Origin of the sequence: Belnapia rosea (genome assembly GCF_900101615.1) — a bacterium.
Lineage (GTDB): Bacteria > Pseudomonadota > Alphaproteobacteria > Acetobacterales > Acetobacteraceae > Belnapia > Belnapia rosea.
Map to the genome: position 1 here is coordinate 131,858 of NZ_FMZX01000011.1, position 19,835 is coordinate 151,692.

Sequence of the window (19,835 nt, forward strand, 5' to 3'; positions counted from 1 at the left end):
AGAAGCCTGGCACATGGCGGCGCCCCGGCCGGTCGGCTCGCTCGATGCGCTGCTGGCGGGGTTGCTGCGGGGCGGACAGCCGGTGGCACTCGGTCTCGACCTGCCACTCGGCCTGCCGCGTGCCTATGCGGCGGGGCGGGCGGAGGCGGGCTTTCTGGAATTCATGCGTGGACTGGCGGCGCGGCCGGGCTTCTTCGAGGTCAGCCCCGGGCTGGAGACGGTGTCGCCGGAGCGCCCTTTCTACCCGGCTCGTGGCATCAAGGGCATGACCCGGGCGGCGCATGCGGTGGCGCTCGGTTTCGCCGGACCGGAGGGGCTGTCCCGATGGTGCGATCGGGCGACGGCGGAGCGGCCCGCCGGGGCGCCGGTCTTCTGGACCCTTGGGGCGAACCAGTCCGGCAAGGCCGCGATCACCGCCTGGCGCGATTGGCTGGTGCCGGCGCTGACCTCGGGGGCGCCGATTCGGCTCTGGCCCTTCGAGGGTGGGTTGCGGGCCCTGCTGGCGCCGGGTCAGGCGGTGCTGGCCGAGGTCTATCCGGCGGAGGCGTTGCGTCAATGCGGATTGCGCCTCACTGGCAGCAAGCGGGCCCAGGCGCCCCGGCGTGCGCTGGCCCCTGCCCTTCGCGCAGTCCTCGACGAACGGCGGGTGGAGCCGGAACCTGCGCTGGTGGCCGCCATCACGGACGGGTTCGGGGCCGATGCGGCGGGCGAGGACCGCTTCGATTCGGTCATCGGCCTGCTCGGCCTGATCGCCGTGCTGGACGGGGCTCGCCCGGATTTCGTCCCGGACGACCCCTGGATCCGCTGCTGGGAAGGCTGGGTGCTGGGGCAGACGGCGCTGCCCCGCGGCCTCACGCCATGAAGTCGATCGTGGCGTTCATCGCCTCGCTGGCCGGGATGCGGAGCAGGCCCTGACCGCCGGTGGCCGGCACGCCATTGATGCGAAGCGCTGAGCCCGTTTCCTCCAGCGAGCGCACCCGGAGGCCGAGCAGCACCATACGGTCGCCCCGCCCCGCCGGGTCGGCCGCCGCGGCGCCGAGCTCGGCGGCGACGGTGGCATGCGGCGCGGCCTCGACCACCGCATCGCCGGCCCGCAGCATGGCGCGGCAATCGCTCGTCACCGTCACCGCCTCGGCGCCGAACATGCGCCGGAAGAGCGCCGCCTGGCGCTCCGGGTCGCGCACCGAGAGCAGGATGCGGGCCACGCCCAGCGCGCCATTCGGATGGGCCTGCCATTCCGGGCGCCAGACATGCTCCGGCGTCAGGTGCTCGCACCAGTAAAGCCGGCCATCGAAGGCGGCGGAGCGGTCGAGGCGGACGGTCTTGAATTTCGCGTCCTGCTGCGTGCCATCAGGCAGGTCCGCCGGGCGATGGAAGGCCGTGGCCGGCTGCACCGGCACGCCACGCGCCTGCTGCCCGGCCGCCAGCGCCTCGGCCTCGTAGCCACGGAAGACGAGGCCGTTCAGCCCAACCGGGAAGGGCGCGATATCGGGTCGGAGCGTGCCGCCTGGCACATCGGTGCCAAGCAGTTCGAGGTAATCGCGCCCAAGGATGGCCAGGTGGTTGGCCGAGCCGAGGCTGTGCTTGCCCATCGGCGTCAGCTGGAAGCCGAGGCGGCGATAGGCCTCGGCCCCCTCCGTCATGCGGTCGCGGACATCGATGACGATGTGGTCGATCAGGCAGTCCATGCTCACTCCTCCCGGCGGTAGAGGCCGGCCGCCGCGGCGGCCTGGGCGGCCATCGCCACGACCAGTTCCAGCATCGGGGCCGGCACGCCACGCTCCCGCGCCAGGCGCAGCGGCACCTGGAAGAGCGCATCCACCTCCATCGGCCGGCCGGCCTCGAGGTCCTGCAGGATGGAAGGCTTGTGCGGGATGTCAGCCGAGAGGTTGATCCGCTCCTCCGCCGCGCCGCCGACCGGACGGCCCATGGCGGCAGCGATGGCGAGACCCTCGCGCACCACCTGCACCGCGGCCTCGCGGATGGCGCCGTCGCGGAAGGTGTCGCGCATGTTGCGACGGGTAAGCACGCAGATCGGGCCGTTGGACAGGTTGTTCAGCAGCTTGGCCCAGACATCCGTGCGGATATCCTCGGAGACGCTGCAGGCGATGCCCCCGGCCTTGAAGGCGCCAGCGAGCGCCCCCGCGCGGGCGCTGCGGCTGCCATCTGGCTCGCCGAGGATCAGCTTGCTCGACTTGCTGGTGACCTCGATGACGCCAGGCTCCGGCACCGAGCAGGCCGAGTAGACCACGCCGCCGATGGCGCGCGCCGGGCCGACCGCGTTCCAGACCACGTCGCCCGGGTCGACCTCCGGCACGCGCTGGCCCTCCTCGGCGCCGCCATGGCTGGCGAAGTACCACCAGGGGATGCCGTTGGTGACGAAGGCAACCGGCGTCTCCGGCCCCAGCAGCGGCGCGATGGCCCGGGCGACGGCAGGCAGCGCCGGCACCTTGGTGCAGACCACCACCGCATCCTGCGGGCCGAGCTCAGCCGGATCGGCGGCCGCCCTGGGTCGGCACTCGATCGTGCCGTCGGCGGTGCGGACAGTCAGCCCGCGCTCCTGGATCGCGGCCAACTGGGCGCCGCGAGCGACGACCGAAACCTCGGCGCCACCCTTGGCCAAGCGCCCGGCGAGGTGCCCGCCGATGGCGCCGGGCCCGTAGATGCAGATCCTCATGCAGCCTCCTCGGTCGGGGTGTAGAGCCCGGCGGCAATGGCGGCCCGCGTTGCGAGCGCCACCATCAGCGAGAGCGTCGGCGTGGCGACCCCAGCCGCCCGGGCAAGGCGCAGCGGGGCCTGGAACATCGCTTCCACCTCCATCATCCGCCCGGCTTCGAGGTCCTGCAGGATGGAGGGCTTGTGGCGCAGCCTGGCGGAGCGGGCGACGCGGGCCGCCGGGGCGTCACCGGGGATGACGATCCCCTCGGCGGCGGCGATGGCGATCACCTCCTCCGCCATGCGGATCGCCGCCTCGCGGATCTCGGGGCTGCGATAGGCATCCTGCATGCAGGAACGGGCGAGGATGCAGAGCGGGCCGGTGACGATGTTGCCGAGCAGCTTCTGCCAGACCGCCTGGCGGATATCGGGCACAACCGGGGCCGGCAGGCCGCCGGCGGCGATGGCGGCGGAGAGGGCCTCGATGCGCGGGGTGATCCGCCCATCGACCTCGCCGAGGATGAGGCGGGCATCGCTGGTCTCGGCCTCCACTACGCCGGGCGCGATGACGGTACAGGCGGAGTAGACCACACCGCCGATGCTGCGTGGGATGCCTATGGACTGGCGGAGCGCGCCACCAGGATCGAGCATCGGCAGGATCTCGCCGTCCCGCGCCGTCCGATCATTGTACCACCAGGGGATGCCGTTCATGACGAAGGCAACCGGCGTCTCCGCGCCCAGAAGCGGCGCGATAGTGGCGGCGACGCTCGGCAGGGCGGGCGCCTTGGTGGTGACGAGCACCGCATCCTGCGGGCCAAGCTCCGCCGGATCGGCGCTGGCGCGGGGGCGGCAGCGGATCGTGCCGTCCGGCGCGTGCACGGTGAGCCCCGCCTCGCGGATCGCCGCCAGGGTCGGGCCACGGGCGACGACCGAGACCTCGGCCCCGCCCTGGGCGAGGCGGGCCGCGACATGGCCGCCGATGGCGCCAGCGCCGAAGACGCAGACTCTCATGGCGCCGCAGCCTTGAGCGCGGCGATGGTGGCAATGCCGGCCTCGACCAGCCGGGTGGTCAGCAGGGCGCCATGCTCGGCGCTGCCGGGGCGGCTGTCGGCGCAGGCGACGCCGCCGGGCGCGACCTCCTCCACCTCCATCGGCACCGAGACCTCGACGCCGGCGACCCGCACCGTGCCGAAATTGGCGACCGGCAGGCCAAGGACCGGCGGCACCGCCTCGCGGGCTCGTGCCCGATCCGGATGGCAGAGATCGGGGCGAAGATGGCGGGCGACGGACCAGACCGGGTCGCCGCCATGGCCGAGGCTCTCCGCGCTGCCGCCAAGCTCGGCATGAAGGGCCCCGGCGATGCGCCAGAGATGCATCGCCGGGATGAGCACCTTATGCCGGCGGCGGAGGCTCCGGGCCGCGGCATCGACGGGGCCGATGGAGCCGGCATGGCCGTTGAGGATGAGGATGCGGCTGCAGCCGGTGCGCAGCAGATTGCCGCAGACCTCCTCGACCACCGCCTGCAGCAGGCCGGGCGTCAGCACGATGCCGCCCGGGACCATGCCGAAATAGTCCTCGCCGCCGAAAGGGATGGCCGGGAGGACCAGCCCGCCGGAGCCGGCGGCGATGCGGTCGGCCAGCGCCTCGGCGAGCAGGTAGTCGCCCATTGGCGCCTGGGGGCCATGGGTTTCGAGGCTGCCCATGGGGAGGATGGCACAGGCCCCCTCCCCCAGTCGGCGCGCCACCTCCGGCGCTGTCAGCTCCGCGATGCGGTGCGTCATGCCAGCATGTCCAGCGCGATGCGGCTGAGGGCCTGGACGCCGAGGCCGATGCAACGCTCGTCGGGCTGGTAGTGGTCATTGTGCAGATGGTCGTGCCGGCCCGGCGCGCCGCTGCCGATGCGCAGCTGGAAGGCTGGCACCCGCTCGGCGAATTCGGCGAAATCCTCGGCGCCCATGCTGGGCCGGCCCTCGGCCACCACGTCGCCGAACTGGCGGCGCACGGCGGCGATGGCGGGGTCGAGCACGCTGTCGGCATTGATGAGCGGCGGCACGCCGCGACGGTAGTTCAGCGTGCATTGGACACGGTGCATGGCCTCGAGCCCGGCGGCGAAGCGGCGCAGCGCTGCCTCCGCCGTGTCGCGCGCCGCATGGTGCAAGGTGCGGACGGTGCCGCGCAGCTCGACCGTCTCGGGGATGATGTTGGGCGCCGTACCACCGTGGATCATGCCGATGGTGACCACCCCCGGCATCAGCGGGTCGAGCTCGCGGCTCACCACGGTCTGCGCCTGGGCGATGAAGGCGCCGGCGGCGACGATCGGGTCCACGGCCTTGTCGGGATGCGCCGCATGGCCTGACTTGCCACGGATGACGAGGTCGAAGCGGTCGGCGGCGGCAAGCGTCGAGCCGCGGCAATAGCCGAACTGGCCGGCCGGCATGTCGGGATGGTTGTGGAAGCCGAGCGCCATGTCGACGCCCTCAAGCACGCCATCCTGCACCATCGCGGCTGCCCCGCCGAGTGCCTCCTCGGCCGGCTGGAAGACGAGGACGACGCGGCCGGCGAGCTGAGGCGCCAGATCCTTCAAAACCTCGGCAGCGCCGAGCAGCGTGGTGGTGTGGATGTCATGGCCGCAGGCATGCATCTTGCCATCCACCGTGCTGGCGAAGGGCAGGCCGGTCATCTCATGGATCGGCAGGGCATCCATATCGGCGCGGATCGCGAGCGTCGGGCCAGGCCGCCCGCCCTCGATCACGCCCACGACGCCGGTGCGGCCAATGCCGGTGCGATGGGCGATGCCCATGCGCGCAAGTTCGGCGGCCACGATACCGGCGGTGCGCACTTCCTCGAAGGCGAGTTCGGGGTGGGCGTGGATGTCGCGGCGGATTTCGACCAGCCTCGGCTCCAGCGCCGCCGTCGCCTCACGGATCCGGGTTTCGGGGTCGTTGAGGCGGGGCGATGCGGCCATGAGCACAGGGTCCTGCTGCGGGAGAGTGGCGGGAGGATCAGGGGAAAGCGGCGCTGCCGCAAGCCGCGCCAGGCAAATTTTGCCGCAGTGCAACACAGGATGCGTGGCTTGCCGGCCATCCTCTGCCCATGCGATACGCAGCGCGATCCAAAGGGAGGAGGACGCCCGGGATGCTGCCGCGCCGAGCCTGGCTCGCGGGCGGCGCCGTATTCGCGGCGCTGCCCTCGATTGCGTGCGCGCAGGCCTCGGCATGGCCCACGCAGCCGATCCGCCTCGTCGTCCCTTTTGCGCCGGGCGGCACGACGGACCTCGCCGCGCGGCTGGTGAGCCAAGGTCTGGGCATGCGGCTCGGCCAGCCGGTGATCGTCGAGAACCGGCCCGGGGCTGGTGCCACGCTGGCCTCCGCGCAGGTCGCCCAGGCGGCGCCGGACGGTCTCACGCTGCTGGTCTCGAATATCGCCAGCCATGGGGTTGCTCCTTCGCTCTACCGCAACCTCCGCTACGATCCGGTGCGGGACTTCACGCATATCGCCCTGCTGCTCGAGACACCTTCCGTCTTTGTCGCCCAGCCGCGCTTCCCGGCCCGGGGCATCGCCGATGTCGTGCGGCTCTCGCGGGACATGCCACGCGGAATCGATATCGCCTCCTCCGGCACGGGCTCCTCCAATCACCTGCTGATCGTGCAATTCGGCCAGGTGACCGGGGCGCGGGTGAACCATGTGCCCTATCGTGGCGCGGGCCCCGCCATGACCGACGTCATCGCCGATGTGGTGCCGATGATGTCGGACAGCCTGCCCTCCTCGGCCGGTCATCTCCGGGCCGGTGCCGTGCGCGGCATGGCCATCGCCTCGACCGCGCGCCATCCGGCCTTTCCCGAGTTGCCGAGCTTCCGCGAGCAGGGCGTTGATCTTGTCGCCAGCTCATGGTTCGGCCTGTCGGCGCCAGCCGGCCTGCCGCCGGCGATCACCGGGCGGCTGAGCCGCGAGGTGGCAGCGGTGCTGGCCGATGCTGCGCTGCAGCATCGCTTCGCCGAGCTTGGCGGCACTGTCGGGGCACTTTCGCCGCCTGCCTACGCGGAGTTCATCGCCGGAGAGGTGGCGCGATGGGCGCCAGTAGTGCAGGCCTCGGGCGCGCAGGTGGAGTGAGCCGCGGACGCGAAATTGGGAATGGCCCCGGCTTGACCGCGAGCGCTGCGTAGGGTTGTCGTTGCCCACCTTAACATTTGAGGATTGCCGGGCTCGCCCGGCAAGCTGGGAGCCGAGAAGGGTCGCCGCATGAAGATCAATGCCAAGGATGTCGCCTCGGGCTTATTGCTCATCCTGATTGCTGCTGTAGGCCTATGGCTGAATGGCGACCATTCGCTTGGCAGCGCCCGGAGGATGGGTCCGGGCTACATGCCAATGCTCGTATTCTGGTTCCAGGTCGTTCTCGGTGGAATCGTGCTTGTCATGGCCTTCTTCAACGGACCCGATCCGCTGGAGAAGTGGACGGGGTTGGATGCGTCGATGCTGGTCATCGCCGTCATCGTCGGCACCCTCGTCGGCTTTGCAGCACCCCATCTGAGCAGCTTCTTCGATAATTCCTACGGCTCCCTCGGCCTCGGCATGTTGGCCGGGTTCCTGGTCGTGAGCTACGCGCGTGGATGGCGGCTCCTTGGCTTCATCTGCGCTGCCATGTGTGCCTTCTGCCTCCTTCTCGAGAAGGGCGGCCTGATGCTGGCACTGGCCGCGACCATCGGCATCGCATCCATGGCGGAGCCGGAGCATCGCGCCAGGCCGCTCGGCGTGCTGGGCATCACGGTGTTCCTGCTGGCGCTGTGCTGGTGGATCTTCATCAAGCAACTCGATATCCGCGTGGCCGTCTGGCCGCTGCAATACTGACCAGATGCCGGGATAGGGATACGCAACGGTCATGGACATCCTAGGTAACCTTGCTCACGGCTTCAGCGTCGCGCTCAGCTTCAGCAACCTGCTGTTCGCGCTGATCGGCGCCCTGATCGGTACGGCGATCGGCGTGCTGCCGGGCATCGGCCCGGTTGCGACCATCTCGCTGCTGCTGCCGATCACCTTCGGCCAGCCGGCGACCACCGCCATCATCATGCTGGCGGGCATCTATTACGGCGCGCAGTACGGTGGCTCCACCACCGCCATCCTGCTCAACCTGCCGGGCGAGATCAGCTCGGTGGTGACGACGCTCGAGGGCTACAAGATGGCCCGGAACGGCCGTGCGGGCGCAGCGCTGGCGACCTCCGCCCTGTCATCCTTCTTCGCCGGCACGGTCGCCACCGTCGTCGTCGCCGGATCGGGGCCGTTGCTGACCTCGGTGGCGCTGTCCTTCGGGCCGGCGGACTACTTCTCGCTTATGCTTCTCGGCCTGATCATCTCGGCGGTTCTCGCCCAGGGCTCCGTCATCAAGTCGATCGGCATGGTGGTGTTCGGCGTCGCCCTCGGGCTGGTGGGCACGGATGTGCAGACCGGCCAGCAACGCTTCACATTCGGCATTCCCGAATTGTCCGACGGCATAAGCTTCGTCGCCCTGGCGATGGGTATGTTCGGCATCGCGGAGATCGTCCTGAACCTCGAGAAGCCCGAGGCGCGGAGCGTTCTCAAGACCGAGGTCGGCAGCCTCTGGCTGACCCGCGAGGAATTCCGGCGTGCCACGCCTTCGACCCTGCGCGGCACCCTGGTCGGGACGGTGCTCGGTATCCTGCCGGGCGGTGGCGCTGCCCTCTCCTCCTTCGGTTCCTACATGATGGAGCGCAAGGTCTCGAAGCACCGCAATCTCTTCGGCACCGGCGCCATCGAGGGCGTCGCCGGTCCGGAGGCAGCCAACAACGCGGCCGCGCAGACCAGCTTCATCCCGCTGCTGACGCTCGGCATCCCGGCCAACGCGGTCATGGCGCTGATGGTGGGCGCGCTCATCATCCAGGGCATCCAGCCTGGCCCTCGCATGGTCGAGGCGCAGCCGGACCTGTTCTGGGGCCTCATCGCCTCGATGTGGATCGGCAATGTCATGCTGCTGGTCATCAACCTGCCGATGATCGGCATGTGGGTGAAGCTGCTGCAGGTTCCCTACAAGTTCCTCTACCCGGCGATCCTGGTGTTCTGCTGCATCGGCGCCTACAGCGTGAACAACAACGTCTTCGACGTCTACTCGACAGTCCTGTTCGCCGTGTTCGGCTACATGTGCAACAAGCTGAAGCTGGAGCCGGCACCGATGCTGATCGGCTTCGTGCTCGGCCCGATGATGGAGGAACATCTGCGGCGCGCCATGCTGCTCTCGCGCGGCGACGTGATGGTCTTCCTTGAGCGGCCTATCAGCGCCAGCATGCTGGCCATCGGCGCCATTGCCCTGATTGCCATGCTGCTGCCCAACCTGCGGAAGGGGAAGGAAGCCGCGCTCAGCGGCTGACGATCCCCTACCCTGCCCTGCCGAAGCCGCCCCGGGACACCGGGGCGGCTTTTCTTTTGCCCGGGCCCGCCGCAGGCTGCCCGCCGGACAGCAGGGAAGCCCTTCCGCATGGATTTGCAATTGGCCGGGCGCGTCGCCCTCGTTACCGGTGCCTCCGCCGGCCTCGGCCGCACCATCGCGGCGATGCTGGCGGCCGAGGGGTGCCGCGTCGCCATCCTCGCGCGGCGGCGCCCGTTGCTGGAGAGCCTCGCGGCCGAACTACTCGTGACGGCCGAGCCGCTGATCCTGACCGAGGACATCACCGACCCGACCGCCGCACCACGCATCCGCGATGCCGTGCTCAGCCGCTTCGGCCGTTGCGACATTCTCGTCAACAACGCCGGCGGCAGCCGTCCGCAACCACCAGGGGAGCTGGGCAGCGAGGAGACTTGGCAGGAGGCGATGGAGCTGAATTTCCACGCCGCCCGACGCCTGACCCATGCGCTGGTGCCGGCCATGCAGGCGGCCGGCTTCGGGCGCGTCATCAACCTCACCGGGCAGGACGAGCCGCATAACGTGAACCCCGCCAATGCCCCGAACGGCGCGACCCATATCTGGGCCAAGGCGCTCTCTCGCCAGGTTGGGCGCGACGGCATCACGGTGAATTCCATCCCGCCGGGCCGAATCCGCTCCGAGCAGATCGACCTCCGCGTCATGCCGACCGAGGAAAGCCGCCGTGCCTGGGCGGAGCGGGAGGTCCCAGCCGGCTATATTGGCCAGCCGGAGGATCTGGCGGTGCTTGCGGTGTTCCTCGCCTCGCCCCTGGCCCGCTACATCACCGGCCAGGTCATCCATGTGGATGGCGGCACGCGCCGGTACAGCCATTGAGGGAGAGCCACGCCATGTTCATCGCCATGAACCGTTTCCGCGTCATGCCGGGTGCCGAGGCCGAATTCGAGGAGCTCTGGCTCTCGCGCGATTCGAAGCTGAACACGGTGCCGGGCTTCGTCGAGTTCCGCCTGCTGCGGGGGCCGCGGAAGGAGGACCATACCCTCTATGCCTCGCACACCATATGGGCGAGCCGCGAGGCCTTCGAGGGCTGGACCAAATCCGAGGCCTTCCGCATGGCCCACCGTAATGCGGGCGGGACGCGGCCGCTCTACCTCGGCCATCCCGAGTTCGAGGGTTTCGAGCCGATCCAGACCCTCAAAGCCTAGCCCTGCCGCTCGCCCGGCACGATGCGCAGCCGGCGGGGATCGCCGCGGCGGAGCAGCAGCAACTCCGTCGCCTCACCGACCCGCTCGGCGGTCAGCCAGCGAAGCAGCGTATCGATGCCGGTCACAGCCTGCTCGCCGATGCGGAGGAGGAGGTCGCCCGGTGCCAGGCCGGCCAGATCGGCTGGGCCCCGGGCCTGCACCGCCGTTACCAGAACCCCGGTCTCCTGCTCGGTCCCGGCGGCACGGGCAAGGCGGCGCGGCACCGCCTCCCGCTGGCCGGTGAGGCCAAGGCTGGCACGCCGCACCCTGCCGAAACGCACCAGCTCGCCGAGCACGAGCTGTGCGGTATTGGCCGCCACGGCGAAGCAGAGCCCCTGCGCCCCGGCGATGATCGCGGTGTTGATGCCGATCACGCGGCCGCTGCTATCGACCAGAGCCCCTCCCGAGTTACCGGGATTGAGCGCCGCGTCGGTCTGCACCAAATCCTCGATCGGCCGCCCGCCCCGCCCGGCCAGGCTGCGGCCGAGCGCGCTCACCACACCGGCCGTCACCGTCGAGGAGAAGCCGAGCGGGTTGCCGATGGCGATGGCGAGTTGGCCGACCCGCAGGTTGGCCGAGTCGCCAAGCTCCGCAGCGGGCAGCGTCATCGAGGTTTCGGCCCGGAGCAAGGCAAGGTCGGTGTCGCGGTCCTCGCCCAGCAGCCGCGCAGGCATCGGCCGGCCCTCGGCTGCGGTCACATATAGGGAATCAGCACCCGCGACGACATGCGCGTTGGTCAGCACCAGCCCATCGGGCGAGACAGTGACGCCGGAGCCCGTCCCCTGACCACGCCGGCCCTGTACGGCAACATGCAGCACCGCCGGTCCCGCACGCTCCACCGCTGCGGTGACAGCTCGGGAGTAAGCATCGAGGAGAAGCGAGTCCGCGTCAGGCAATGTGTCGAGCATGATGAGAGTGAGGTGGGTCCGCGCAACACCCCCTCGCAACCGAGCCGTTTGGCCGGGTAGAAGCGGGTATGGAACTGGTCGAGCTTCTCCTGGCGCTGATCGCCGCCTGCATCGGGTTCTCGTTGATCGCGCGGCGGCTACGGCTGCCCTATGCCGTGATCCTCGTCATCGGCGGCATGGTCCTGGCGCTGATCCCCGCGGTGCCGAACCTGGAGCTCGACCCGGAACTCGCTCTGGCCTTTTTCCTGCCGCCGCTCCTGCAGCTGAGCGCCTACCGGACCGACTGGCGTGCCTTCCGCAGCAGCCTGCGGCCGATCCTGCTGCTGGCAGTCGGGGCCGTGTTCTTCACCGCCTTCTGCATCGCCGTGGTCGCCCGCTGGCTGGTGCCGGAATTGCCCTGGACTGCGGCGATCGCCCTCGGCGCCATCGTCGCACCACCCGATGCGGTGGCAGCCGCCGCGGTGCTGCAAAGGTTGCGGCTGCCGCGGCGCATCGTCACCGTGCTCGAGGGCGAGAGCCTCATCAACGATGCTTCCTCACTCATGCTGTACAAGCTGGCGGTCACGGCGGCCCTGGCCAGCGGCACCATCGGCGCCGCCAACGGGGCGGTAAGCTTCGTTGTGCTCAGCCTTGGCGGCATCGCGGTCGGTTGGGCGGTCGGCAAGGTGACGCTCTGGGTCCTGCCGCGGCTCGAGGACACCATGCTCGAGACCACGACAGGGTTTCTCGCCGCCTATGCCTCCTACCTCGCCGGGGAGGCTCTGCACGTCTCGGGCGTGATGGCGGTGGTGACCACCGGCCTGCTCTTCGGACGGGCTCAGCATACAGTATTCAGCTACAGCGCGCGGCTGAATGCAGGCACGGTGTGGCGGTTCATGGAGTTCATCCTGAACAGCCTCGTCTTCCTGTTCATTGGCCTCCAGCTCAACCAGGTGCTGGAGCGCATCGCCGACCGCGGCGTGCTCGACCTTGTCGGCATCGGGCTCGGCACGGCCCTGGCGCTGATCCTCTCCCGCTTCCTCTGGGTCTTCCCCGCCAGCTGGATCCCGCGCTGGATTCCGGCGCTGCGCCGCCGCGACCCAATGCCGGATTGGCGGCACATGACCATCATCTCCTGGGCCGGCATGCGGGGCGTCGTGAGCCTCGCCGCGGCCCTTGCCTTGCCGCAGGAATTCCCCGAGCGCGACCTGCTGGTCTTCCTGGCCTTCGCCGCGATCCTGGCGACCCTGGTGGTGCAGGGCACGACGCTCGAATGGGTGATCCAGCGGCTCGGCGTCGCCTTGCCGCCGCATCCCAACGGCATCGACCCGGAGGAGGCCGAAGGTCGGCGGCTGCTTGCCGCCGCCTCATTGGCCGAGATTGAGCGGCGGATAGAGGATCCGTTGGAAGGCGCCATTGCCGCCGACTTGGTCCATGAATTCCGCGACCGGTCCGGTCATCTGAGCCGGACGGCCGCCAACCAGGGCGCGGCCATCGCGGAGCGGGCCGCGCGGCGCCGCATACGCCTTGCAGCGCTCGAGGCCGCACGCCAGCAGCTCGTCGCCCATTACCAGGCAGGGCATCTCCAGGAGGAAGGCCTCGTCAAGCTCGAGCAGGAGCTCGACCTCGAGGAGATCCGCGTGCGGCAGGTGCTGGGCGATGATCGCACCGAAGCCCAGAAGCGGGCGGATGCCGAGCGGCGGAAGGCAGCGGATGCGGCGGCAGTCAGCCATCCGCCCCGGGAGCTTGGGGCGACGGCCGCGATCTCTGCCGGGTCCTGAACCTGGTCGGCACCGCCTTGGCCGATCCGCCCTGACAGGCTGAACGGCGAGGATTGCGGTTCGGGGACCGGCCGGGGGAGGATGTGGCATGCTCCCGCCCCGCCCCACTGCTGTCTCACAACAGATTACCTTCCTTTATGCCGAGGATCCCGCGGCCTGCCGGGATTTCTACGGCCGCGTCCTTGGCCTGCCGCTTGTGCAGGACCAGGGCTTCGCCGCCATCTACGCGACCGGCGGGCAACGGGCCTTCCTCGGCGTGGTGCAGGCACGCGGGCCGCGGCAAGGCCGGGAGCCTCGCGCCGAGGGCGGCGTGGTGCTGACCCTCGTGACGCCCGAGGTCGAGGCTTGGCATGGCTGGCTGACGGCGGCGGGCGTGGCGGTCGAGGCACCCCCCTCCGCCAATGCCGCCACGGGCATCACCCATTTCTTCTTCCGCGATCCTGCCGGGTACCTGCTTGAGATCCAGCGTTTTGACCGCCCGGATTGGCCGGCACCCGGCTGACACCCGCGTGCAGGTTGCCGCTCACCCGCGCAACCATTTCAGCGCGGAAGCGTTCCGGTTGGTGCGGGACGGCAGCGTTGCGGCGCCAAACCCGAAGCGAACGGCAACCAACGGATGGAGGAAAGCATGAGTTGGAAGATCCTGGGCGTGGCGTCGGTGGCCCTCGCCCTGGCGGCCTGCGGCACCAACAGTTCCGATCGCACGACGGGTGGCGCGGCCGCGGGTGCCGCGACCGGCGCCGGCGTCGGTGCGCTGGGCGGTCCGGTCGGTGTGCTGGCTGGCGCTGCGATCGGGGCTGGCGCCGGCGCGGTGACCGGCGCGACCACCAGCCCTCGTGACGTCAATCTCGGCACGCCGCCCTGGAGCAATCCAGAAGTCCGCACCCCGCTCGACAACCGCGATTCGGCCCGTCGCAGCCGGACCCGGTCGTCCCAGAGCGCCACGCGGCGCACGCCGACCAATGAGGCGGACCGCGCCTATATGGGCGGCGGCATGGTTGGCGGGACCAGCACGGGCGCGGCCGGCACCGGCACGACCACGGCAACCTCTCCCGGCGCGACCGGCACCGGCATGGGTCCGCGGGGCGATGCCGTCCCGCCCGCCGGCACTGCACCGGCCGGCAACAGCATGAACAACCCCACCCCGATGCGGTGAGGGTGGATGCGGTAGCGGAATCGGGCACCTGACCGCCTTCGGCCGGAGCGGCCGAAGGCATCTACCAGTTGCCCAACGAATCCCGCTACCGCGACAGGAGCAGGTCCGGCAGGCCGGTGACGAGCGTCACCGGGAAGAGGGTGCAGAGCACCACCGTCAGGACCAGCATGAGGAAGAAGGGCAGGCTGGCCATCGCCACCTCGGTCTGCTCCTTCCCGGTCATCGTCTGCATGACGAAGAGGTTGAAGCCGACCGGCGGCGTGATCTCGGCGATCTCGACCAGCAGCACGATGAAGATACCGAACCATACCAGGTCGAACCCGGCATGCTGCACGAGCGGGATGACGATGGAGGTGGTCAGCACGATCATCGAGACGCCATCCAGCGCCGTGCCGAGCAGCACATAGACGACCGTCAGGATGGCAATCAGCCCGTAGGGCCCGAGATTGAGATGCACGACCCCGTCGGCCAGCGCGGCGGGGATCCCGGTCAGCGCCATCGCCTTGGTGAGGAAGGCCGCGCCCGCCAGGATGAACATGATCATGCAGGAGAGGCGCGTCGCACCCTTCAGGCTGTCGATGAACGCCTGCCAGGTCAGCACGCTCTCGCCGGCCGCGAGGCCGAGCAGGGCGAAGAAGGCGATCGGCCAGGCCTCGGAGAAGCCGATCAGGCCGAAGGCCCAGGCGGCGAGGTCGGCCGCCAGCAGCACGGCGCCGGTCCGCCAGCCCGCCGCCATCAGCAGTGAGCCGAGTACGCCGAAGGCCGCCGCCTCGGTTGCCGTGGCCCAGCCGACGAACATCGTGCCGATGACAACGACAATGAGTACGGCGCAGGGGATGAGCTTGGCGCTTGCCCGCATCTTGTCGGCGAAGCCCATCCGCGGCTCCGCCTTCGGCTGCTTTGATGGGTTCAGCATCGCCCAGATGGCGATATAGGCACTGAACAGCAGCATCACGAGCAGGCCGGGAATGCAGCCTGCGATGAAGACGCGGATGATCGAGACCTCGGCCGCCACCGCATAGACCACCATGATGATGGAGGGCGGGATGAGGATGCCGAGCGTGCCGGAGGTGGCGAGGGAGCCGATCGCGACATTCTCGTCATAGCCGCGGCGCTTCAGCTCCGGCAGGGCGATTTTGGAGACCGTCGCGCAGGTCGCAGCGGAGGAGCCGGAGACGCTGCCGAAAATGCCGCAGGCGAGGATATTGACATGCAGCAGCCCGCCCGGGATGCGCCGCACCCAGGGCGCGAGGCCATTGAACAACTCCTCCGACAGCTTCGTGCGGAACAGGATCTCGCCCATCCAGACGAACATCGGCAGCGCGGCAAGGGTCCAGGAGCCGGTCGATTCCCAGAAGGCCGAGGCGAGGAACAGCCCCGGGCTCGGATGGACGAAGACCATGGCGACATAGCCGACGGCAGCCAGCGACATGGCGATCCATAGCCCGGCACCGAGCAGCAGGCAGAGCAGCACCAGCAGCAGCAGGGCGAAGGTCAGCAAGTCCATGGTTCAGACCTCCGCCGAGAAATCGCCAGCGGCGGCGCGTTCCTCGGCCGCCGTGACATAGCTCGCCTTGGCGCCGCGCAGCACGATGACGAGCTCGTCGAGGATGGCGACGAGCAGCAGGCCGGAGCCGAGGGGCATGGCAAGCTTCGGGATCCAGAGCGGGATGGGCACCGTGCCCTGCGCCACCTCCTCGATCTCCCAGCTGAACCACATGTCCTGCGCAGTCCAGAAGGTGACATAGGCGAGCAGGACGGCGGCGATCGCGAGAACCAGCAGCTCCGCCCAGCGCCGGAGCGGCGGGGAGAGCCGGTCGAGCGCCATGCCGACCCGGATCAACTCACCTCGCTTGAAGGTCGCGGCGAGGGCGAAGAAGGTGGTGGAGACGCAGAGATAGGCGCTGACATCGTCGGCAGCAGGCAGCTGGAGCTGCATCTCCCGCATCACGACCTGAGCCATCATCACGAAGAAGATCGTCAGCAGCGACAGGGCGGCCAGGGCGGCGCCCAGCGCATAGAGCGCATCGAGCAGGCGGCGCATCAGGACAGGACTGCGCGGGCCGCGGTGAAGCGGCGGTTGGACGACATGACGGAAGCCCCCTGATACGGCCCGAACGGACCGGAATCCCAGCACCGCACCATCGCCGCGCGCCCGGGCCCGTGCAAGGGGCCGCGCGGGCCCGTTCCGCTGCGGCGCGACGGCGCTGCCCGCAATCGGGGCAGCGCCGCCCGGCGAATGATCAGCCTGCGCGCAGGGAATCGACCAGCTTGCGGCCATCCTCGCCGGTGCGCTGGACCCATTCCTCGGTCATGGTGTTGCCGATCTGCTTCAGCTCGGCCATGACCTGGGGCGGGACGGTGCCGATGGTCAGCCCCTTCTCCGCCAGCCGCGCCTCGGACGCCTTCTGCGCCTCGGCCGCATAGGCCCAGCCGCGGTCCTCGGCCTTCTTGGCCATCTCCTTCACCGCCGCCTGCTGGTCAGCCGGCAGCCCCTCCAGGGCGCGGCGGGAGATCACCACGGCATTCTTCGTCATCGAGAAGGTCGCCGGGGTGAAGACCTTGGCATAGTCCCAGGCCGAGGTGTCGACGCCGGTCTGGGCGCTCGTCACCATGGCGGTGGCGATGCCGGTGGCGAAGGCCTGGGCGAGTTCCGCCTGCTGCACCAGCACCGGGTTGGCACCGACCAGGGCTGCGAAGCGGTTGGTCAGCGGGCTGAAGGTGCGGAAGCGGCTGCCCTTCAGCACGTCGAGGCTGTTCAGCGGCACCTGGGTGTAGAAGCCGGCCGCCGGCCAGGTGACCGAGAAGAGGAGCGAGAGGCCCTGGCGGCCGAAGCGGGTCTCGATATAGGGGCGCTGCAGGTTGGCCAGTTTCCGGGCGCCGGCGAAGTCCGGCACCAGGAAAGGCACGGCATCGGCGTCGAAGAAGGGGTCCTCGTTCGAATAGGCGGTCAGCAGGATCTCGCCGATCTGCACCTGGCCGGTCTGCACGCCGCGCTTGATCTGCGGCATCGGCAGCAGGGAGGCGTTGCTGTGCAGCTGGATCTGCAGCTTGCCGCCGGTGGCCTGTTCCACATCGGCGCAGAACTCACGGAGATTCCTGGTGTGGTAGTTGCCGTCGGGATAGGCGCTGGCGAACTGCCACTTGGCCTGGGCCTGGGCCGGCGCCAGTCCCGAGGTGACGGCAAGCAGGGTCGGCGCCGCCAGCGCGGCGCGACGGGTGATGGTCATGCGTGGGAGCCCCCGGTTTATTTCCGGGGCGAGTGAAACCCGGAAGGCCGCCGGGCAACAAGGGGGTCTTGCCGACCTTCAGCCGGCGGAGACCACGTAGTGCTTCAGCTCCTCGGTCTCCTGCTCCGCCGCCTCGATGCGCGCCTTCACCAGGTCGCCGATCGAGACCATGCCGATCAGCCCGCCGCCGGCATCGAGCACGGGCAGGTGCCGGACGCGCCGCTGGGTCATGAGAGAGAGGGCCTCGGTGACCAGCGTCTGGGGCTGCACCGTGACCAGATCCCGGGTCATGAACTGGGTTGCGGGCAGGCCCGTGGTGCCAGGGCCATGCGCCGCCATGCCCCGGACGATGTCGCGTTCGCTGAGGATGCCAAGCAACGCGCCATCCAGGCTGCGGACCAGGGCGGCGCCGATGCGGTGCTCCGCCAGCAGGCGGGCGGCGTCCAGCACCGTTCCCTCTGGCCCGAGCGAGATGACACTGTTGCCCTTCGTCTTCAGGATCGAGGCGATGACCATGGGCGTGCTCCCTGGGGCTGTTCTCCCTTGGCCCCAGGCTGCGCCGCCACGCGCGCCGGTTGCAAGCAAAAGCGGTACGGCGGCGGCGCTTATTCCGCCGCCTTCACCGGCTCCGGCACCGCTAGCGGCGCGCTGCTGGTGAGCTGCGTCTTCACCAGCTCGGCGAAGCGGCCGCCCTGGTGCACCAGGGCATCGAAGGTGCCGCGCTCCACGATGCGACCGCCCTCGAAGACGAGGATCTCGTCCGCATCCCGCACGGTCGAGAGGCGATGGGCGATGATGAAGGTGGTGCGCCCGGCCATCAGCGCGGCGAGGGCCTTCTGCACCCGCGCCTCGGTAGCGGCATCGAGGGCACTCGTCGCCTCGTCGAGGATGAGCACCGGCGGGTCCTTCAACAGGGCGCGGGCAATGGCGAGGCGCTGCCGCTGGCCGCCGGACAGGCTGGCGCCCCGCTCGCCGACCAGCGTGTCGTAGCCCTTCGGCTGGCGCATGATGAAGTCATGCGCCTCCGCCATCTGGCAGGCACGCTCGATCTCCGCCTGGGTCGCCTCCGGCCGGCCGACCAGCAGGTTGTCCTTGATGGTGCGGTTGAACAGCATGCTCTCCTGGAAGACGACGCCGATATTGCGCCGCAGGCTGTCGAGGCTGACATCCCGCAGGTCATGCCCATCAAGGGTAACGCGGCCGGCCACCGGGTCCCACAGGCGCTGCAGCAGGGCCATGGCGGTCGACTTGCCGGCACCGGTCTGGCCGACGAGCGCGATGGTGCGGCCAGGATCGGCGCGGAACTCGACATCGGAGAGGATGCGGGCGCCCCCCGGATAGGCGAAGGCCACCTTCTCGAACACCACCGACCCTTCGGCGCGGCCGAGCGAGAGCGCGCCGGGCCGTTCCGGCACGCTGGTCCGGGCATCCAGCACCTCGAAGAATTCGGAGATGCCGGGGGCCTGGAAGACAAGGCGGGAGACGAAGGCGACGGCGCCTTCCAACTTGTTGATCAGCAGCATGGCGAAACCCATGAAGCTGACGATTTCGCCGACCGTCGCCTTGCCGTCGAGATGCAGCACGGTGCCGAGGATGAAAATGGAGATCACAGTCAGCGTGCTGGCCGCCCGCGTCAGCACGGAGACGACGGCCCACCAATTCAGCACCGGGAATTGGTGGTCCATCACCTGGCGCACGATGTCGCCGAACATCCGCGCCTCGCTCGCCATGCGGGTGAAGGATTGCACGACGATGACGTTGGACAGCGCGTCCTGCGCGGTGCCGGCGAGGCGGGACTGGAACATCTCCACCTTCCCCTGTGCCGTCTCGGTCTGCCGGATGACGAAGGCGGTGATGACCGAGAAGACCAGCACCAGCACGACCAGCAGCATGCCGAGCCGCCAGTTCATCGCCAGCGTCAGTGGCAACAGGACCAGCGCAGCGACGAAGGTTGAGAGATGGTCGCGGAAGAAGGAGAGCCAGATGCTGAACAGGTTGTCGGCCCCGACCAGCATCACCTTCATCAGCCGGCCCGACTGCACGTCGCCGTGGAAGGAGAGCGGCAGCGAGAGCACATGCTCATAATAACGATGCATCGAGACCAGGCGGTTGCGATGCGCCATGCGATCGGCGAGCAGCGAAACGGCGACGGTGGCCCCGATGCCGGAGAGGCCAACCGCGCTCCAGAGCGCCAGCAGGGCGAAGGCACGCTCCCAGACGATGTCCCGCGTCGCGTTCGAGGCATGCGACAGTACGTCCACCACCCGCCCGAACAGGACGGGTTCGAGGAAGAGCAGCCCCGCGAGTGCCACATTGGCGATGCTCAGCCCGACCGCCACCCAGCGATCCGCTGCCAGGAGGCGGAGGACCCGTCCATAGAGCCTGATAAAATGCATCCCGGCGTCCCTGTCAGTGGTCTCTGGCACCCGGTCCCGTCGGGCGCGTCCTTGCCTAATAGGCAAGCCCCACCCTTCGGCAAGGCCGCCGTCGCGTTCATACCGTGATGGGATCGGCG

Annotated in this window: 20 protein-coding genes; 9 read left to right on the forward strand and 11 right to left on the reverse strand. The window is 69.5% G+C overall.

Features of this window, described 5'->3' with window-relative positions:
* The first annotated feature begins 13 nt into the window (after positions 1 to 13).
* Positions 14 to 862 carry a hypothetical protein gene (locus BLR02_RS17860; protein ID WP_245704840.1) on the forward strand — a complete coding sequence of 283 codons (849 nt, stop codon included), beginning with the start codon at positions 14 to 16 and terminating at the stop codon, positions 860 to 862.
* Here BLR02_RS17860 and BLR02_RS17865 read toward each other — a convergent pair.
* From BLR02_RS17865 to BLR02_RS17885, 5 genes are read right to left on the reverse strand one after another with little or no spacing between them, the layout of a single operon-like run.
* Complete coding sequence (locus BLR02_RS17865; protein WP_090664139.1) at positions 852 to 1,688, reverse strand: VOC family protein; 837 nt, start codon at positions 1,686 to 1,688, stop codon at positions 852 to 854. The genes BLR02_RS17860 and BLR02_RS17865 overlap by 11 nt on opposite strands.
* A gap of 2 nt (positions 1,689 to 1,690) precedes the next feature.
* The gene (locus BLR02_RS17870; protein WP_090565176.1) at positions 1,691 to 2,677 is read right to left on the reverse strand and encodes a ketopantoate reductase family protein; all 987 of its coding nucleotides are present in this window, start codon (positions 2,675 to 2,677) and stop codon (positions 1,691 to 1,693) included.
* The gene (locus tag BLR02_RS17875) at positions 2,674 to 3,666 is read right to left on the reverse strand and encodes a ketopantoate reductase family protein (RefSeq protein ID WP_090565174.1); all 993 of its coding nucleotides are present in this window, start codon (positions 3,664 to 3,666) and stop codon (positions 2,674 to 2,676) included. The genes BLR02_RS17870 and BLR02_RS17875 overlap by 4 nt, the downstream gene beginning before the upstream one ends.
* Entirely contained in the window at positions 3,663 to 4,436 is a 774-nt protein-coding gene (locus tag BLR02_RS17880; protein WP_090664140.1) for a creatininase family protein, read from the reverse strand. Before BLR02_RS17880 ends, BLR02_RS17875 begins: the two co-directional genes overlap by 4 nt.
* Positions 4,433 to 5,620 (reverse strand): M20 metallopeptidase family protein, encoded by a 1,188-nt coding sequence (locus BLR02_RS17885; RefSeq protein WP_090664141.1) that lies wholly within the window; start codon positions 5,618 to 5,620, stop codon positions 4,433 to 4,435. Before BLR02_RS17885 ends, BLR02_RS17880 begins: the two co-directional genes overlap by 4 nt.
* Before the next feature lie 170 nt (positions 5,621 to 5,790).
* Between BLR02_RS17885 and BLR02_RS17890 the strand changes: the two genes are divergently transcribed.
* The 5 genes from BLR02_RS17890 to BLR02_RS17910 all read left to right on the forward strand — a co-directional run bounded on the left by BLR02_RS17890 (position 5,791) and on the right by BLR02_RS17910 (position 10,227).
* Positions 5,791 to 6,765: a Bug family tripartite tricarboxylate transporter substrate binding protein gene (locus tag BLR02_RS17890; RefSeq protein WP_176849655.1), complete on the forward strand. Its 975-nt coding sequence runs from the start codon at positions 5,791 to 5,793 to the stop codon at positions 6,763 to 6,765.
* 129 nt (positions 6,766 to 6,894) lie between these two features.
* On the forward strand, positions 6,895 to 7,500 hold the full coding sequence (locus BLR02_RS17895; protein WP_090565166.1) for a tripartite tricarboxylate transporter TctB family protein: 606 nt from the start codon (positions 6,895 to 6,897) through the stop codon (positions 7,498 to 7,500).
* A 31-nt stretch (positions 7,501 to 7,531) separates the two neighbouring features.
* Positions 7,532 to 9,031 carry a tripartite tricarboxylate transporter permease gene (locus BLR02_RS17900; RefSeq protein ID WP_090565164.1) on the forward strand — a complete coding sequence of 500 codons (1,500 nt, stop codon included), beginning with the start codon at positions 7,532 to 7,534 and terminating at the stop codon, positions 9,029 to 9,031.
* Positions 9,032 to 9,139: 108 nt separating this feature from the next.
* The gene (locus BLR02_RS17905; protein ID WP_090664143.1) at positions 9,140 to 9,898 is read left to right on the forward strand and encodes an SDR family NAD(P)-dependent oxidoreductase; all 759 of its coding nucleotides are present in this window, start codon (positions 9,140 to 9,142) and stop codon (positions 9,896 to 9,898) included.
* Between the two features lie 14 nt (positions 9,899 to 9,912).
* Positions 9,913 to 10,227 carry an antibiotic biosynthesis monooxygenase family protein gene (locus BLR02_RS17910; protein WP_090565161.1) on the forward strand — a complete coding sequence of 105 codons (315 nt, stop codon included), beginning with the start codon at positions 9,913 to 9,915 and terminating at the stop codon, positions 10,225 to 10,227.
* Here BLR02_RS17910 and BLR02_RS17915 read toward each other — a convergent pair.
* Complete coding sequence (locus BLR02_RS17915) at positions 10,224 to 11,105, reverse strand: S1C family serine protease (RefSeq protein ID WP_218127986.1); 882 nt, start codon at positions 11,103 to 11,105, stop codon at positions 10,224 to 10,226. The two genes, BLR02_RS17910 and BLR02_RS17915, sit on opposite strands and share 4 nt — an antisense overlap.
* 137 nt (positions 11,106 to 11,242) lie before the next feature.
* Here BLR02_RS17915 and BLR02_RS17920 point away from each other — a divergent pair, with 137 nt between their 5' ends.
* From BLR02_RS17920 to BLR02_RS29580, 3 genes are all read left to right on the forward strand, one after another.
* Positions 11,243 to 12,934: a Na+/H+ antiporter gene (locus tag BLR02_RS17920; protein ID WP_090565157.1), complete on the forward strand. Its 1,692-nt coding sequence runs from the start codon at positions 11,243 to 11,245 to the stop codon at positions 12,932 to 12,934.
* Positions 12,935 to 13,022: 88 nt separating this feature from the next.
* Positions 13,023 to 13,436 (forward strand): VOC family protein, encoded by a 414-nt coding sequence (locus BLR02_RS17925; RefSeq protein ID WP_090664145.1) that lies wholly within the window; start codon positions 13,023 to 13,025, stop codon positions 13,434 to 13,436.
* A gap of 126 nt (positions 13,437 to 13,562) precedes the next feature.
* A complete protein-coding gene (locus tag BLR02_RS29580) occupies positions 13,563 to 14,090 on the forward strand; it encodes a hypothetical protein (protein WP_176849656.1) in 528 nt (175 codons plus the stop codon).
* 85 nt (positions 14,091 to 14,175) lie between these two features.
* Here BLR02_RS29580 and BLR02_RS17935 read toward each other — a convergent pair whose 3' ends face one another.
* The 5 genes from BLR02_RS17935 to BLR02_RS17955 all read right to left on the reverse strand — a co-directional run bounded on the left by BLR02_RS17935 (position 14,176) and on the right by BLR02_RS17955 (position 19,716).
* The gene (locus tag BLR02_RS17935; protein ID WP_090565153.1) at positions 14,176 to 15,597 is read right to left on the reverse strand and encodes a TRAP transporter large permease; all 1,422 of its coding nucleotides are present in this window, start codon (positions 15,595 to 15,597) and stop codon (positions 14,176 to 14,178) included.
* Between the two features lie 3 nt (positions 15,598 to 15,600).
* A complete protein-coding gene (locus BLR02_RS17940; RefSeq protein ID WP_176849657.1) occupies positions 15,601 to 16,134 on the reverse strand; it encodes a TRAP transporter small permease in 534 nt (177 codons plus the stop codon).
* A 199-nt stretch (positions 16,135 to 16,333) separates the two neighbouring features.
* Positions 16,334 to 17,320, reverse strand: coding sequence for a TRAP transporter substrate-binding protein (locus BLR02_RS17945; RefSeq protein WP_090664146.1), 987 nt, complete (start codon positions 17,318 to 17,320; stop codon positions 16,334 to 16,336).
* A gap of 78 nt (positions 17,321 to 17,398) precedes the next feature.
* On the reverse strand, positions 17,399 to 17,836 hold the full coding sequence (locus BLR02_RS17950) for a CBS domain-containing protein (RefSeq protein ID WP_090565148.1): 438 nt from the start codon (positions 17,834 to 17,836) through the stop codon (positions 17,399 to 17,401).
* An 89-nt stretch (positions 17,837 to 17,925) separates the two neighbouring features.
* Positions 17,926 to 19,716 carry a glucan ABC transporter ATP-binding protein/ permease gene (locus tag BLR02_RS17955; protein WP_090565146.1) on the reverse strand — a complete coding sequence of 597 codons (1,791 nt, stop codon included), beginning with the start codon at positions 19,714 to 19,716 and terminating at the stop codon, positions 17,926 to 17,928.
* Positions 19,717 to 19,835 lie beyond the last annotated feature (119 nt).

Bases quoted from the DNA above. Each gene is read 5' to 3' on its own strand.
- BLR02_RS17870 (WP_090565176.1), bottom strand. From the start codon at position 2,677: ATGAGGATCTGCATCTACGGGCCCGGCGCCATCGGCGGGCACCTCGCC.
- BLR02_RS17905 (WP_090664143.1), top strand. From the start codon at position 9,140: ATGGATTTGCAATTGGCCGGGCGCGTCGCCCTCGTTACCGGTGCCTCC.
- BLR02_RS29580 (WP_176849656.1), top strand. From the start codon at position 13,563: ATGAGTTGGAAGATCCTGGGCGTGGCGTCGGTGGCCCTCGCCCTGGCG.
- BLR02_RS17910 (WP_090565161.1), top strand. From the start codon at position 9,913: ATGTTCATCGCCATGAACCGTTTCCGCGTCATGCCGGGTGCCGAGGCC.
- BLR02_RS17885 (WP_090664141.1), bottom strand. From the start codon at position 5,620: ATGGCCGCATCGCCCCGCCTCAACGACCCCGAAACCCGGATCCGTGAG.
- BLR02_RS17860 (WP_245704840.1), top strand. From the start codon at position 14: ATGGCGGCGCCCCGGCCGGTCGGCTCGCTCGATGCGCTGCTGGCGGGG.
- BLR02_RS17935 (WP_090565153.1), bottom strand. From the start codon at position 15,597: ATGGACTTGCTGACCTTCGCCCTGCTGCTGCTGGTGCTGCTCTGCCTG.
- BLR02_RS17900 (WP_090565164.1), top strand. From the start codon at position 7,532: ATGGACATCCTAGGTAACCTTGCTCACGGCTTCAGCGTCGCGCTCAGC.
- BLR02_RS17950 (WP_090565148.1), bottom strand. From the start codon at position 17,836: ATGGTCATCGCCTCGATCCTGAAGACGAAGGGCAACAGTGTCATCTCG.
- BLR02_RS17925 (WP_090664145.1), top strand. From the start codon at position 13,023: ATGCTCCCGCCCCGCCCCACTGCTGTCTCACAACAGATTACCTTCCTT.
- BLR02_RS17875 (WP_090565174.1), bottom strand. From the start codon at position 3,666: ATGAGAGTCTGCGTCTTCGGCGCTGGCGCCATCGGCGGCCATGTCGCG.
- BLR02_RS17955 (WP_090565146.1), bottom strand. From the start codon at position 19,716: ATGCATTTTATCAGGCTCTATGGACGGGTCCTCCGCCTCCTGGCAGCG.
- BLR02_RS17865 (WP_090664139.1), bottom strand. From the start codon at position 1,688: ATGGACTGCCTGATCGACCACATCGTCATCGATGTCCGCGACCGCATG.
- BLR02_RS17940 (WP_176849657.1), bottom strand. From the start codon at position 16,134: ATGCGCCGCCTGCTCGATGCGCTCTATGCGCTGGGCGCCGCCCTGGCC.
- BLR02_RS17880 (WP_090664140.1), bottom strand. From the start codon at position 4,436: ATGACGCACCGCATCGCGGAGCTGACAGCGCCGGAGGTGGCGCGCCGA.
- BLR02_RS17945 (WP_090664146.1), bottom strand. From the start codon at position 17,320: ATGACCATCACCCGTCGCGCCGCGCTGGCGGCGCCGACCCTGCTTGCC.
- BLR02_RS17890 (WP_176849655.1), top strand. From the start codon at position 5,791: ATGCTGCCGCGCCGAGCCTGGCTCGCGGGCGGCGCCGTATTCGCGGCG.
- BLR02_RS17920 (WP_090565157.1), top strand. From the start codon at position 11,243: ATGGAACTGGTCGAGCTTCTCCTGGCGCTGATCGCCGCCTGCATCGGG.
- BLR02_RS17895 (WP_090565166.1), top strand. From the start codon at position 6,895: ATGAAGATCAATGCCAAGGATGTCGCCTCGGGCTTATTGCTCATCCTG.